This is a genomic window from Mesorhizobium sp. AR10 (genome assembly GCF_024746795.1).
Classification (GTDB): domain Bacteria; phylum Pseudomonadota; class Alphaproteobacteria; order Rhizobiales; family Rhizobiaceae; genus Mesorhizobium.
Map to the genome: position 1 here is coordinate 1,569,173 of NZ_CP080524.1, position 13,289 is coordinate 1,582,461.

Consider the following 13,289-nt stretch of genomic DNA (forward strand, 5'->3'; position numbering starts at 1 on the left):
GAACCCAAGTCAAACCGGAAATGGGCATACCGGCCATGCGCCGCAAGCAGGTCGCCGACGGTCTTAGCGATGGCGCGACCTTTGCTGCGCAGCAAATTCCGCCTGCCATGCAGCATAAAATGATGCCGCACTGCACAAACCACTTGGAATTGTGACGCTTTTGCGCATATCCTTAAAAATGGCGCAATCGTTCCCGGCGGCTTACACAGGCGCGTCGGGGTCCCCGGGAGGATGCTGATGGCCGCGAAAGACGATCCGATCATTATCAAGAAATACGCTAACCGCCGTCTCTACAACACGGGCACCAGCACCTATGTGACGCTCGAGGACCTTGCCGACATGGTCAAGAAGGGCCAGGAGTTCACCGTACAGGACGCCAAGACCGGCGACGACATCACTCATCCGGTGCTGACCCAGATCATCTTCGAACTGGAGAACAAGGATGGGCAGAACATGCTGCCGATCCCGTTCCTGCGGCAGCTGATCGCCTTCTACGGCGACCAAATGCAGATGATCGTGCCGAGCTTCCTCGAACAGTCGATGATCGCCTTTTCCAAGGAGCAGGAACGCTTCCGCGAACAGATGAAGGGCGCGATCGGCAAATCGCCGCTCGACATGATGAAGATCGCCACGCCGATCAAGGCGCTGGAAGAGCAGACGCGCCGCAACATGGAAATGTTCCAGAACGCCATGCGCCTGTTCACGCCGTTCCCGCCTGCCGGCTCGAATGGCGCTGCTGCAGCACCGGCCGAGCCGACCCGAAAAGAAGCGCCGGAGAAATCCGACGACCTTCAAGAGCTGAAGGAACAGATCGCCGCCATGCAGCGCAAGCTCGACACCATGTCGTGATCGCAGATCGAAAGATCTTGGGGGTGACGGTGCAACGTGCAGCAAATCGGAAAGCTACGGCAACGGTCCCTCATAGCGGCCGCGCGGCCTGATCAGGCCGTTGCTGGTGACCTGTTCGACGGCATGCGCGGTCCAGCCGACGCTGCGGCCGAGCGCGAACAGGCGGAATGGCGCATCGGACGGCAAGCACAGGCTGCGGGTCAGTGCGGCCAAGGCGAAATCGATGTTTGGGCGCAGGCCTGTCGCCGTAAAGGCCGCATCGCGCAGCCGTACAAGCCCCCGATCGACATCGACGACGGCCAGCAGGGTGTCAGCACGCGGATCGCCCTCGGGATAGAGCGGATGGCCAAATCCAGGCAGCGGCCGGTCATGGCCAAGCCAGCGCCCGATAGCCGCGTCCGGCCCTAGCCTGTCTGCATCCTCGACGAGCATCATCACCGCTTCCGCAGCGCCGCCATGGCGCGGTCCCGAAAGCGTGGCGAGACCGGCCAGCAGGCAAGCGGCAACAGGCGCGCCGGTCGAAGCGGCGACACGCGCGGCGAAGGTCGACGTGTTCAGTTCATGATCGGCCAGCAGGATGAGCGCGCGGCGGATCAGCTCTGCCCCAGCCGCGTCGACGGACCAGCCCTGTGCCAGCCTTGCGTGGACGGCATCGCTTCCGGGGACCGCTCCCAGGGCGCGAGCCAGAACCCAGATGGCGCCGGCCGCGTCCTGATGCAGCGACGCAGGTTTGCGTCCGAGCGAGGGCCGGCCTGCGGCCGCTAGCAATGCCAATTCGCTGAAGGCAGCCGGCCGGCCGCCATCGTGACCGCCATGCGCGGCAGGCGACATGAGCAACACAGGACCATTTGCTGCCCACAGCAGCTCTGCTGTTTCCTCCAGCGTCGCCGTGTCGGAGAGCGCAACCGCGTCCTGGCCGCGATAGATGAGGCGGCCGTGCACGACGGTCGAGATGGAGGTAACTATGGCCGGCTCACCCCAGGCGATGGCACTTTCGGCGATCGCCGACGGACTTCGGCCGCGCGCCCGGCGGGTCGCCAGCGCCGCGATGTCGTCGGCACGATACTGGCTGCGGCGCGGATCGGCCCGATCTGGCCGCATGCCGATGCGCCCGCGGCTGACATAGGCGTAGAGCGTCTGGGCTCGCACTTTCAGGCGCTCCAGCGCTTCTTCCCGCGTCAACCACTCAGACACATCGACCTCTAGACATTGATTCACTTGATCAAGATTGATGGCTTGGTCGCCCACCATTATCTCCGGTGAGAAACTGGTCAAGGAGACAGCCATGACAAACGGGCTCGATGACGTGGTGGCGGCAGAGACAGTGCTCTCCGATGTCGACGGTCTCGGCGGTCGTCTGACGATCCGGGGCCATGCGCTGCCGGAACTGGCTGGCCGCTGGAAATATGCGCAGGTGGTTCGCCTGCTGCTGGACGGCTTTTTCGAGGATCTTCCGGGCGATACGGACCTGGTGCAGAAGATCGGTCAGGCACGCGGCGATGTCTTCGTTCGGCTTCAGCCCACGCTTGCCTCCCTGGCTTCGCTCGACATCTACAGCGCGATGCGCGCCGGCATTGCCTTGCTGCCGGACGGCGATAATTTGACGGACGCACTGCGGCTAATCACGGCGCCTGCGGTGCTGACGCCAGCCCTGCTGCGCATCAAGCGTGGGTCGCCGGCGATCGCACCCGACCCACATGCCGACCATGCCGGAGATATGCTGAGGATGCTCAATGGCTGCGTTCCATCGCCGGCATTGGCGAAGGCGCTCGACACCTATCTGGTGACCGTCTGCGATCATGGCCTCAACGCCTCGACTTTCGCGACGCGCGTGGTCGCGTCGACGCAGGCCGGCCTGACGTCGGCGGTATTGGCCGGGCTCGGTGCACTCAAGGGCCCGCTGCATGGCGGCGCGCCCGGCCCGGTGATCGAGATGCTGGACGCGATCGAGGCGCATGGCGACGCGGCAGGCTGGCTGCGCGCCGAAATCGCCCATGGCGAACGCATCATGGGCTTCGGCCACCGCATCTACCGCGTACGCGATCCGCGCGCCGACGTGCTGAAAGCGGTCGTGAGGCAACTCGGCGGCGAGGGCGAAACCGGCCGCCGGCTGGCCTTCGCCGAAAAAGTGGAGCAGGCAGCGCTCGATGTGCTGCGGGTCGCCAAGCCGTTGCGCTCGATCCAGACCAATGTCGAGTTCTACACCGCGTTGCTGTTGGAGGCAGCGGGTTTTCCAAAAGAGGCGTTCAGCAATGTTTTCGCCGCCGGGCGTGTCGCCGGCTGGATCGCCCACGCGCGTGAACAGCAGACGACCGGACGGCTGATCCGCCCGCAGTCGCGCTATGTCGGGCCGATGCCGGACCTCGTTGCCTGAGACAGCCTTCCTTTATGCAAAAGGCACACTCCCCAACAAATTGAGGGACAAGGCGGGCCGTTGATTGTCTTGGTCACCGGCTTGCCGGTCCCTTCCCCTGCGTGAATGGGGAAATGACGTCTTCGTGACCGAAATTTCATGTTGCTGCCAAACCTGCGCCGCTTTTTCCGCGTTGCACAAGACATATATGCTGCACTGCAATATTCTCATATGCTGAAGTCGTATTGAAGGATTTCGCCTTGGCCACCAGAAAAACTGCCATCGTCACCGGCTCGACTTCGGGCATCGGTCTGGCCATCGCCCATGCGCTGGCTGCCGAAGGTCATAGCATCGTCGTCAATTCCTTTTCCGACACGGCCGACGATCACGCCGTCGCCGACACGATCGCCAAACAGCACGGAGTGAAGGCCGCTTACATCAAGGCCGACATGTCGAAACCGGCCGAGTGCCGGGCGCTGGTGGTGAAGGCCGCAGAGACATTCGGCTCGGTCGACATCCTGGTCAACAATGCGGGCATCCAGCATGTCGCGCCGGTGGAAGCGTTTCCGATCGAGAAGTGGGATGCGATCATCGCCATCAACCTGTCGTCGGCCTTCCACACCATCGCCGCCGCCATCCCGCTGATGAAACAAGCCGGCGGCGGCCGGATCGTCAACATCGCCTCGGCCCACGGCCTCGTCGCCTCGCCTTTCAAGTCGGCCTATGTCTCGGCCAAGCACGGCATCATGGGTCTGACCAAGACGGTCGCGCTGGAACTGGCGCGCGACAAGATCACCTGCAATGCCATCTGCCCCGGCTATGTGCTGACACCGCTGGTCGAAGCGCAGATCCCCGACCAGATGAAGGCTAACAGGATGGATCGCGAGACGGTGGTCCGCGAGGTCATGCTCGACAAGCAGCCGACCAAGGAGTTCGTCACGGTCGAGCAGATCGCTGCCACTGCAGTGTTCCTGTGCTCGGACGCGGCGGCGCAGATCAACGGCACGCATATCTCCGTTGACGGCGGCTGGACCGCCGCGTGAGCAGCGCTCGAAGCCAATCAGATAGTCAGATCGAGGACGACGCCATGACCAAAAACGGCAAGGCGGAGGAAACGAAGAAGATCAACGTAGCACTGCAGGGCGGCGGCTCGCACGGGGCCTTTTCCTGGGGCGTGCTCGACCGGCTGCTGGAGGACGGGCGGCTCGACATAGCGGCGGTCTCCGGCACCAGCGCCGGCGCCATGAACGCGGTGGCGCTGGCCGATGGTTTCGTGCGCGGCGGCGTTGAAGGCGCACGGCAGAAGCTCGACGATTTCTGGCGCGCGGTGGCGGCGAAAGGCCGGTTCAGCCCGGTGCAGCGCATGCCGTGGGACGTGGCCTGGGGAAACTGGTCGATCGAGAACACGCCGGGCTATTTCTTCTTCGACACCATGTCGCGGGTGTTCTCGCCCTATGTCGCCAATCCGCTCGGGCTCAACCCGTTGCGCGACGTGGTCAAACAGGAGATCGATTTCAGGAATGTGCGCGCCTGCAAATCGATGGAGCTGTTCATCTCGGCGACCAATGTCGAGACGGGGCAGTTGCGCGTCTTCTCGGACGGCGAAATCGACCTCGACACGGTGATGGCGTCGGCCTGCCTGCCGCAATTGTTCCGCGCCGTCGAAATCAAGGGCGTGCCCTACTGGGATGGCGGCTATGGCGGCAATCCGGCGCTTTATCCGTTCTTCAAGACGGCCGCGACCGAGGACGTGCTTCTGGTGCAGATCAATCCGGTGGTCCGCGAAGGAACGCCGAAGAGCGCCAACGAAATCCAGAACCGCATCGACGAGATCACCTTCAACGCCGGGCTGCTGCGCGAATTCCGCTCGATCGCCTTCGTCAAGGAGTTGATCGCCGCCGGCCGCCTGCCGCAGGGCGAATACCGCGACATCCGCATGCACCGCATCGATGCCGACGAGGCGTTCAAGGACCTGTCGGCGTCGTCGAAGGTCAATGCCGAATGGGCGTTCCTGACCTATCTGCGCGACCTCGGCCGCACCGCCGCCAGCGACTGGCTGGAGGAGAACTACGACGCCGTCGGCAAACGGCCGACGCTGGATCTCTCCGGCGAACTCGACGACGGCTTCAAGCCGGTGCGCGGTCCCGCGCCGGGCCGTCGGGTCAAGGAGTTTCTTGCGGCGCGCAAGAAGCCGGAGACGGCCCGCCGCCGGGCCTGAATATTCCCGTTTTCGATGCATGCCGCTGCCAAGCGGCGTGTGCTTCCCCAGGGGAATCGGGGAAGTGCTGGATTCGCCCCACCGCGCGATGTAACCTTACCTAGACGTAAACGGGAGGTTGCGATGCTGCAGACCAGACAGGATGCCCTTGGCGCGCGGCTCGGGTTGCAGCGCGGAGCGTTCGAGAAAGAGCCCTTTCCAGGCCTCGACGTCCGCAAGGATCGCCTCAAGCGCCTCTTGGCGCTGACCGAGCAGCATGAGGCCGAGATATGCTCGGCGATCGACGCCGATTTTGGCGGCCGGTCGGCCGAGGAGACGCGCCTTGCCGAATTGCTCGTCGTCCGCGCCGGGATCAGGCATGCACTTGCGCATTTGCGGGGATGGATGCGGGAGCGCCGTGTCGCCACCAGCCTGCCGTTCCTGCCGGGCCGCAACCGTCTTCTGCCGCAACCGGTTGGTGTGGTCGGGATCGTGTCGCCATGGAATTACCCTTTTCAGCTCGCCATCGCGCCGGCAACGGCTGCGTTGGCCGCCGGCAACCGCGTTCTGATCAAACCCTCTGAACTGACCCCGAAATTTTCCGCGCTGCTCGATCGTCTGGTCGGCGAGCATTTCGCTCCCGACGAGATGAGCGTCGTCATCGGCGACGCCGATGTCGGAAAAGCATTCGTGTCGATGCCCTTCGATCATCTGCTGTTCACCGGCTCGACCGTCATCGGTCGTCAGGTCGCGGTGGCCGCGGCGGCCAATCTGACGCCGGTAACGCTCGAACTCGGTGGCAAGTCACCGGCGATTTTCGACGCGTCTTGCGATCTCGACGGGGCGGTGGCCAATGTCGCCTATGGCAAGCTGCTGAACGCCGGCCAGACCTGCATCGCACCCGACTATCTGCTGGTTCCGCAAGGGCAGGGTGCAATGGTTGCCGCAAAGCTCGCGACGGCGATGGCGCGGCTCTATCCGAGCTTGCGAGACAATCGCGACTACACGGCAATCATCAGCGAGCGACACCATCGGCGCCTCGGCGAGATGGTCGCTGAAGCCCGCGAAAGCGGAGCCGATGTCATCGAGGTCAATCCGGTCAACGAGGAACTCGGTGTGACCAACCGCAAGATGGCGCCGACGCTGATCAGGAATGCCGGCGAAAACCTGCGGCTGATGCGCGAAGAGATCTTCGGACCGGTGCTGCCCATCATCGAATACGGCACGGTCGACGATGCCATCGATCACGTGAACCGGGCCGAACGTCCGCTGGCGCTCTATTGGTTCGGCCGCGATCGCGGCAACCGCAGACGGATCCTGCGGGAAACGATCGCCGGCGGCGTCACGATCAACGACTGCATGCTGCATCTGGTGCAGGAAAGGCAGCCTTTCGGCGGTGTTGGCGCCAGCGGCATGGGGGCATACCACGGCGAATGGGGCTTCAGAACCTTCAGCAAGGAAAAGCCTGTGTTCCTTCAGTCCAGGCTGAGTGCCGGTAGCCTTCTGCGCCCGCCCTATGGCAAGATGTTCGAGCGGGCTTTCCGGCTGTTAAAGCTCATGACCTGACAGATCTGCCTGTGTTCCACTTCGAATGCGCGAGAGGTTCCGCACCATCCTGACGTCTGCTGCCACTGGAGCTTCTCGACCCAGAGAAGGCGGGCGGCCCGGCGGCAAAGCCGGAGAAAGGCGGGTGCGCTTACCGGGTGGCACCATAACCCATCAACTTTTCTGACTATTTTGCGATGCAACTTTGAGGTAGAAGCGCGCTTCGCCGATCACGGCAAATTGAATACGGCCTTGCGCGCACCCATATCGGCAGCGCGCCCCGAGTTAACAAGACGCGGCCTGGCCGAACCCCGCGCAGTGGAAAAAAGATGATGCCGAGAATCAGGTTTCACAAGCTTGCCGCCATTGTTGTGCTTATTGGCTTCGCCGCATGGATGACAACCGGCGAGTTCTCGTCCGTCGGCAGCGCTTCCGCCGACAACAAGGCCAAGGCGGCGGATGCCGAGCAGCCCAAGACGCCGGAGACCGGCAAACCCAAGACGGCTGAAGCGGAGCCCAAGGCGCCGTTGCGCACGGTCGCGGTCATTACCCCGCCCCGGCGTACCTATGCGCGCGCCATCCGCATTTCGGGACTGACCGAAGCCGACAAGCGCGCGGTTCTGGCGACACGCGTCGCCGGCGTCATCGACCAGCTACCGGTCAAGCAGGGACAGCGCGTCAAGACCGGCGACCTCGTGCTGAGGCTCGCCACCGAGGAGAAGGTTTCGGCGGTCAGCAATGCCAAGCAGCTTCTTGTCCAGCGCCAGGCAGAGCTTGCTGCTGCCGAGCGATTGGCCAAGACCGGCAATCTGCCCAAGCTGCAGCTCGACAACGCCCGCTCCAGCCTGACGTTGGCGCAGTCGCTGCTGGAAGCCATGCAAGCCGAGCTAGGTCGAAATGAGGTGAAAGCGCCCTTCGATGGTGTCATCGACCGGGTGCCGGTGGAACTTGGCAGTTCCGTCATGGTAGGCGGCGAGGTGGCAACCATTCTCAGCCTCGATCCCGTGATTGCGCGCGGCGAAGTCAGCGAGCGCGACCTGCGCTATATCAAGCTCGGCGACGAGGCCAATGTGCGTCTGGTCGACGACCAGACGGTCAAGGGCACGGTGCGCTACATCAGCCGCGATGCGTCCTCTGCCACCCGCACCTTCCGGATCGAGGTCGCAGTCCCCAACCCCGAGGGCACCATTCCCGCCGGCATGACCGCCGAGATCGCGCTCAGTGCCGAGCCGACCGACGCCGTCATGTTGCCGCGCTCGGTGGTGACGCTCGGCGACAAGGGCGATCTCGGCATTCGCGCCGTCGACAAGGACAACAAGGTCGTGTTCTTCCCGATCGACCTGGTTGACGACTCGCCGAAGGGCCTGGTGCTCGGCGGCATCCCAGCCGATGCTCGCGTCATCGTTGCCGGCCAGGAACTGGTCAAGGAAGGCGAAGTGGTCAAGCCGGTCGAGGCCGACCAGGCGACGATCCAGAAGCTGCTGGGCGAAGCAAACGCCGGGACACAGTAGCCACGCATTGCGACGGGTCGACCCTGGGCGGGGACAATCGGCTGCGACGCAGCTCCTGAAATTCAGCAACAGGCATTAGCCATGGATATCGTCAAACTTGCCATCAACAATGCCCGACTGACCATCTCGGTCCTGGTCTTCCTTCTGCTTGCGGGCTGGGTCGCCTATCAGTCGACGCCGAAGGAAGCGGAACCCGATGTTCCGATCCCGATGATGTATGTCAGCCTGATCTATCAGGGCATTTCGCCTGAGGATTCGGAGCGCCTTCTGCTGCGGCCGATGGAAAGCAAGCTGAAGAGCCTCAAGGGCCTCAAGGAGATGCGTTCGGCCGCCTTCCAGGGTGGCGGCTATGTGCTGGTCGAATTCCAGCCGCAGACGAATCTGGCGACGGCGCTGCAGGACACGCGCAGCAAGGTGCAGGACGGCAAGGCCGACCTGCCGCAGGCGGCCGAAGAGCCTGTTGTCACCGAAGTCAACATCTCCGAATTTCCCGTTCTCGTCGTCACCTTGTCGGGTGAGTTGCCCGAGCGCGTTCTGACGGCCGCTGCGCGCGAATTGCGCGACCGGATCGAGGAGGTGCCCGGCGTTCTAGAAGGCTCGTTGCAGGGCTCACGCGACGATCTCGTCGAAGTCGTGATCGATCCGATGAAACTGTCTTCCTACGGGCTGCAGCTCGATCAGCTTATCGCTGGCGTCGCCGCCTCCAACAGCCTCGTCGCTGCCGGCAACATCGAAGGCTCGGAGGGCAAATATGCAGTCAAGGTACCGTCGCTGATCGAGACGCCCGAGGATGTGGCGGCCTTGCCCGTGGTCGCCGGTCCCAATGCCGTGGTGCAGGCCAAGGACATCGCGACGATCCGTTCAACCTTCGCCGACGCCGAGACGATCACTCGCCTCAATGGCAAGCCGGCCATTGCCATCGAAGTCAAGAAGCGCATCGGTGCAAATCTGATCGACACGCTCACCAAGGTGAGGGCCGTGTCCGACGCCTTCGTCAAGACGATGCCGGAAGGCATGAACGTTACCTACACGCAGGACAAGTCGGTCTTCGTCAACCAGCTGCTCGGCGATCTGCAGAACCACGTCATGATCGCCGTGATCCTGGTGTTCGTCGTCATTCTCTACGCGCTGTCGGGCCGAGCATCGCTGCTGATTGGCCTCGCCATTCCATCGTCGTTCCTGATCGGCATCCTGCTGCTGGCGATGATGGGCTACACGATCAACATGATCGTGCTGTTCAGCCTCATCCTGGCAGTCGGCATGCTGGTCGACGACGCCATCATCGTCACCGAGTTCGCCGAGCGGCGCATGAGCGAAGGCATGCCAAAGGCAGAGGCCTTCGCGCTTGCCGCCAAGCGTATGGCAGGTCCGGTCATCGCCGCGACGATGACGCGTATCGCTGCCTTTTCGCCGCTGTTGTTCTGGCCGGGTATCATCGGCGACTTCATGAAATACATGCCGATCACTCTGATCGTCACGCTCTCGGCGTCGATGCTCTATGCGCTGGTCTTCGCGCCGACGCTGGGTGCCTTGTTCGCCAAGGCGCCGCAGCATCACGAGGGTGACAACCGCGACGGCTGGTACATGGCCGTGGTCAAGCAAGCGGTGCGGTTTCCCATCACCGTGCTGCTGCTCACCGTCGCGCTGCTGTTCGGTGTCGGCTATGCCTATTCGAAATACGGCGCCGGTGTCGAGTTCTTCCCGAATGTCGAACCGGATTACGGCCTGCTCTACGTGCACGCCCGCGGCAATCTTTCGCTCGCCGAAATGGACACTGCCACTAAGACGGCTGAAGACAGGCTGCTCGGCTGGCCGGGCGTCAAGTCCGTCTATACGCGTGTCGGCAAGACGCAAGGCGGCGGCCAGGACGTCCCGGAGGACGTTGTCGGCGTCATCCAGTACGAATTCATCGACTGGCGCGAGCGCAAATCGGCGAACCATATCCTGGACGAGTTGCGCGGCGTCATGGCCGGGATTCCCGGCGTCGACGTCGAGGTCCGTGTGCCGGAAGCCGGCCCGCCCACCGGCAAGCCGATCCAGATCAGGCTTTCGGCCGTCGACCCGAAAGGGCTGGACGACAAGGCTCGCGATGTCGCGGCGCGCATTGCCAAGGTGCCCGGCGTCATCGACATATCCGATGGCTTGCCACCGCCCGGCGTCGACTGGGCGCTCGAGGTCGATCGCGCCAAGGCGGCCCAGTATGGCATCAGCCCGACCTCGGTCGGCACCGTGGTGCAATTGGTGACGAACGGGTTGAAACTCAGCGAGTACCGGCCGGCCGGATCGGACGACGCCGTCGACATCAGGCTGCGCCTGCCCGAAGACCGGCGCACCTTGTCTACACTCGACGAACTCAGGGTGCAGACCTCGCAAGGCTCGGTGCCGATCTCGAACTTCGTCGTGCGCAAGCCCGAGCCGACGGTTGGCATCCTCAACCGCATCGACGGCGCGCGCACCGTGGTCGTCCAGGCCAACGTTGCCGCCGGCGCCCAGGTCGCGGCTGTCCAGCAAGAGGTCACCCAGGCTGTCAGCGACATGGATCTGGGCAGCGGCATCCGCTGGAAGCTGGCCGGCTCGAACGAGGACAGCGCAGAGGCCAGCGCCTTCCTCAGCAAGGCCTTTGGTGCGGCGATCTTCCTGATCTTCCTGGTGCTTCTGATGCAGTTCAACAAGTTTACCAGCGTGCTGATGGTGCTGTCCTGCGTGGTGATGGCGACGATCGGCGTGTTCCTCGGGCTGCTGCTGACAGGAGAGGCGTTCGGCATCGTCATGTCGGGCATCGGCGTCATCGCACTGGCCGGTGTTGTGGTGAACAACAACATCGTGCTGATCGACACCTATGACCGGCTGCGCGAAGAAGGCTGGGACAAGATGGACGCGGTGCTGCAGACCTGTCGCGAACGTGCCCGGCCGGTGGTGCTGACGGCGGTGTCGGCGATCCTTGGCGTGCTGCCGATCGCCTTCGGCCTCGGTCTCGAAATCTTCCATCACGAGACGACGATCAATGCGCCGTCGACGCAATGGTGGATTTCGCTGTCCTCGGCGATTGTCTTTGGCCTGTCCTTCGCGACCTTGCTGACGCTGGTGGTGACACCATCGATGCTGATGGTGTTCACACGCAGCAAGAATAGCCGCTTCCATGCATTTTTCCGTCGATTGTTCCGGCGCGACAAAAAAACGGTTGCGGCCACAGGGGCTTCGGCAACACCGGGCCGTCTGGACGAGCCGGCAGTCGCTTTCCCGAAGGCCGCCGAATAGACCTGATTGGCTTTCTTTGGCCAGACTAAAAAGGCCGCCCGGGGAACAACCGGGCGGCCTTTTGCATTGTTCCGTCATTGCAGCAGCACGCAAAGCGGGAATTTCTCATGCCGATCAGCACCATCCTCATCATCGTTCTCATTCTCGTCCTGATCGGCGCGGTGCCGAGCTGGCCGCATTCGCGGTCATGGGGCTATGGTCCCTCCGGAATCATCGGCGTCGTCCTGGTGGTGCTTTTGATACTGCTGTTGATGGGCAGGATCTGAGAGCCCAGACGCCAACGCAACGACAAGGGCCACGCAAGCCTTTGGGCTTGCGTGGCTTTGTTCATCAGACGATCCGTCAGGCGGCCTTGCGGCTATCTGCCTTGTCCACGGTCGCTATACCGATGTCGTTCAGGGCCTGCGAGACGGCTTCGTCCAGCGGGGTGTGGGGGATTTCGCCGACGATGTCTTCCAGCCGATCGGAAACGAGCCGGTGCGGTTCGAAGCGCAGATACGACATCGAGACGATTTCGCGCCACATCGCCACGAAGGGGCTGCCGGCGCGCAGCACCCACCAGGGCATGAAAGACAATTTCAGCGTGCGTCCGAGCGCCTTCTCGGCCGCAGCCTTGATCTCGAGATCGGTGACGGGGTGGCCGGGGAAGTTGAGTGCTTCGTAGAAGCCGAGCTTGTCGAGATTGCGCGCCAGTCCGACGAAACCCACGGCGAAGTCCGGCAGATAGGCCCATTCATGTACGAGGTTGGCTGGACCGGGCGCAGTATAGACGCCCTTGCTCATCTTGGCGGCGACGACCAGGTCGAACCATGATCCGCTGCCGGTGCCGCCGAAGAAATCGCCAGCTCTAAGAATAATGGTGCGGACGCGGCCGGCATCGGCCTCGCGGCGAAACAGTGCCTCCATGGCGCAGCGGATGCGGCCCTTCTCGGTCGTCGGGCGGAACGGCGTGTCTTCGGTGACCACCTGAGGCATCGGCGAGCCGTAGTTGTAAACGGTGCCGGGGAAGAGATGCAGCGTGCCGTTCGCATGACAGGCGGCCATGACGTTTTCCGCCATCGGCAGGCATTTGCCCCAGTCGGTGTAGATCGGGTTGAGACCGTTGAAGATGATGTCGACACCTTGCGTGGCGTGGATTAGCGCTTCACGGTCGAGCGCGTCTCCGGCAATGGCGGTGGCGCCCTCGAGTTCTGCCGGCACCTTGCCGCTGCGGGTGATGGCGCGGACGTCGAAGCCGGCATCGATGAAGGCTTTGGCGACAACGCGGCCGAGCCGGCCATTGGCACCCAGAATTGCGATCTTGGTCATTTCAAGTACTCCTGATCTGGAATTTCGTGGTCGGCTCGGGAGGCGCGATCAGCGGCCGAAGAGGTCGCGGTTGCTGCCCTGGACGACCGGCTTCTGGGTGTCCGACTTCTCGATCGACCTGGTGATCGTGTTGTCGATGCTGGCCACAGTCGGCTGGTTGAATGTGTCCGAGCCAAACTTGTCGCTGCCGGCAAAAGCGGCGTTGGCGGCGATGAGGATGGCGGCGGCGGTGAGAGCGATCTTGGTCATTTGAGTTCTCCTGGTTGGT

11 protein-coding genes are annotated in these 13,289 nt (G+C 63.2%); 8 read left to right on the forward strand and 3 right to left on the reverse strand.

All coding sequences use genetic code 11. The features are described from left to right. The first annotated feature begins 237 nt into the window (after positions 1 to 237). The gene (phaR, locus tag LHFGNBLO_RS11095) at positions 238 to 849 is read left to right on the forward strand and encodes a polyhydroxyalkanoate synthesis repressor PhaR (RefSeq protein ID WP_258606798.1); all 612 of its coding nucleotides are present in this window, start codon (positions 238 to 240) and stop codon (positions 847 to 849) included. A 54-nt stretch (positions 850 to 903) separates the two neighbouring features. Here the strand turns inward: phaR and LHFGNBLO_RS11100 are convergent, their stop codons facing one another. Further along, positions 904 to 2,043 carry a citrate synthase gene (locus LHFGNBLO_RS11100; RefSeq protein ID WP_258606801.1) on the reverse strand — a complete coding sequence of 380 codons (1,140 nt, stop codon included), beginning with the start codon at positions 2,041 to 2,043 and terminating at the stop codon, positions 904 to 906. A gap of 91 nt (positions 2,044 to 2,134) precedes the next feature. On the opposite strand from LHFGNBLO_RS11100, the gene LHFGNBLO_RS11105 reads away from it, so the two are divergent. From LHFGNBLO_RS11105 to LHFGNBLO_RS11135, 7 genes are all read left to right on the forward strand, one after another. Then, on the forward strand, positions 2,135 to 3,223 hold the full coding sequence (locus tag LHFGNBLO_RS11105) for a citrate synthase/methylcitrate synthase (RefSeq protein WP_258606804.1): 1,089 nt from the start codon (positions 2,135 to 2,137) through the stop codon (positions 3,221 to 3,223). 239 nt (positions 3,224 to 3,462) lie between these two features. Further along, positions 3,463 to 4,245 carry a 3-hydroxybutyrate dehydrogenase gene (locus tag LHFGNBLO_RS11110; RefSeq protein WP_258606806.1) on the forward strand — a complete coding sequence of 261 codons (783 nt, stop codon included), beginning with the start codon at positions 3,463 to 3,465 and terminating at the stop codon, positions 4,243 to 4,245. A gap of 44 nt (positions 4,246 to 4,289) precedes the next feature. Next, entirely contained in the window at positions 4,290 to 5,420 is a 1,131-nt protein-coding gene (locus LHFGNBLO_RS11115; protein ID WP_258606808.1) for a patatin-like phospholipase family protein, read from the forward strand. Between the two features lie 123 nt (positions 5,421 to 5,543). Beyond that, a complete protein-coding gene (locus LHFGNBLO_RS11120) occupies positions 5,544 to 6,965 on the forward strand; it encodes a coniferyl aldehyde dehydrogenase (RefSeq protein ID WP_258606810.1) in 1,422 nt (473 codons plus the stop codon). 311 nt (positions 6,966 to 7,276) lie between these two features. After that, entirely contained in the window at positions 7,277 to 8,455 is a 1,179-nt protein-coding gene (locus LHFGNBLO_RS11125) for an efflux RND transporter periplasmic adaptor subunit (RefSeq protein WP_258609682.1), read from the forward strand. An 81-nt stretch (positions 8,456 to 8,536) separates the two neighbouring features. Then, positions 8,537 to 11,713 (forward strand): efflux RND transporter permease subunit, encoded by a 3,177-nt coding sequence (locus LHFGNBLO_RS11130; RefSeq protein WP_258606812.1) that lies wholly within the window; start codon positions 8,537 to 8,539, stop codon positions 11,711 to 11,713. Positions 11,714 to 11,820: 107 nt separating this feature from the next. After that, entirely contained in the window at positions 11,821 to 11,979 is a 159-nt protein-coding gene (locus LHFGNBLO_RS11135; RefSeq protein ID WP_258606814.1) for a DUF3309 domain-containing protein, read from the forward strand. Between the two features lie 76 nt (positions 11,980 to 12,055). On the opposite strand, the gene LHFGNBLO_RS11140 is transcribed toward LHFGNBLO_RS11135, so the two are convergent. Beyond that, on the reverse strand, positions 12,056 to 13,021 hold the full coding sequence (locus LHFGNBLO_RS11140; protein ID WP_258606816.1) for an SDR family oxidoreductase: 966 nt from the start codon (positions 13,019 to 13,021) through the stop codon (positions 12,056 to 12,058). 48 nt (positions 13,022 to 13,069) lie between these two features. Beyond that, positions 13,070 to 13,270, reverse strand: a complete 201-nt coding sequence (locus tag LHFGNBLO_RS11145; RefSeq protein WP_258606818.1) for a DUF680 domain-containing protein — start codon at positions 13,268 to 13,270, stop codon at positions 13,070 to 13,072. Positions 13,271 to 13,289: the final 19 nt, after the last annotated feature.

Bases quoted from the DNA above. Each gene is read 5' to 3' on its own strand.
- LHFGNBLO_RS11115 (WP_258606808.1), top strand. From the start codon at position 4,290: ATGACCAAAAACGGCAAGGCGGAGGAAACGAAGAAGATCAACGTAGCA.
- LHFGNBLO_RS11145 (WP_258606818.1), bottom strand. From the start codon at position 13,270: ATGACCAAGATCGCTCTCACCGCCGCCGCCATCCTCATCGCCGCCAAC.
- LHFGNBLO_RS11120 (WP_258606810.1), top strand. From the start codon at position 5,544: ATGCTGCAGACCAGACAGGATGCCCTTGGCGCGCGGCTCGGGTTGCAG.
- LHFGNBLO_RS11130 (WP_258606812.1), top strand. From the start codon at position 8,537: ATGGATATCGTCAAACTTGCCATCAACAATGCCCGACTGACCATCTCG.
- LHFGNBLO_RS11140 (WP_258606816.1), bottom strand. From the start codon at position 13,021: ATGACCAAGATCGCAATTCTGGGTGCCAATGGCCGGCTCGGCCGCGTT.
- phaR (WP_258606798.1), top strand. From the start codon at position 238: ATGGCCGCGAAAGACGATCCGATCATTATCAAGAAATACGCTAACCGC.
- LHFGNBLO_RS11125 (WP_258609682.1), top strand. From the start codon at position 7,277: ATGCCGAGAATCAGGTTTCACAAGCTTGCCGCCATTGTTGTGCTTATT.
- LHFGNBLO_RS11105 (WP_258606804.1), top strand. From the start codon at position 2,135: ATGACAAACGGGCTCGATGACGTGGTGGCGGCAGAGACAGTGCTCTCC.
- LHFGNBLO_RS11135 (WP_258606814.1), top strand. From the start codon at position 11,821: ATGCCGATCAGCACCATCCTCATCATCGTTCTCATTCTCGTCCTGATC.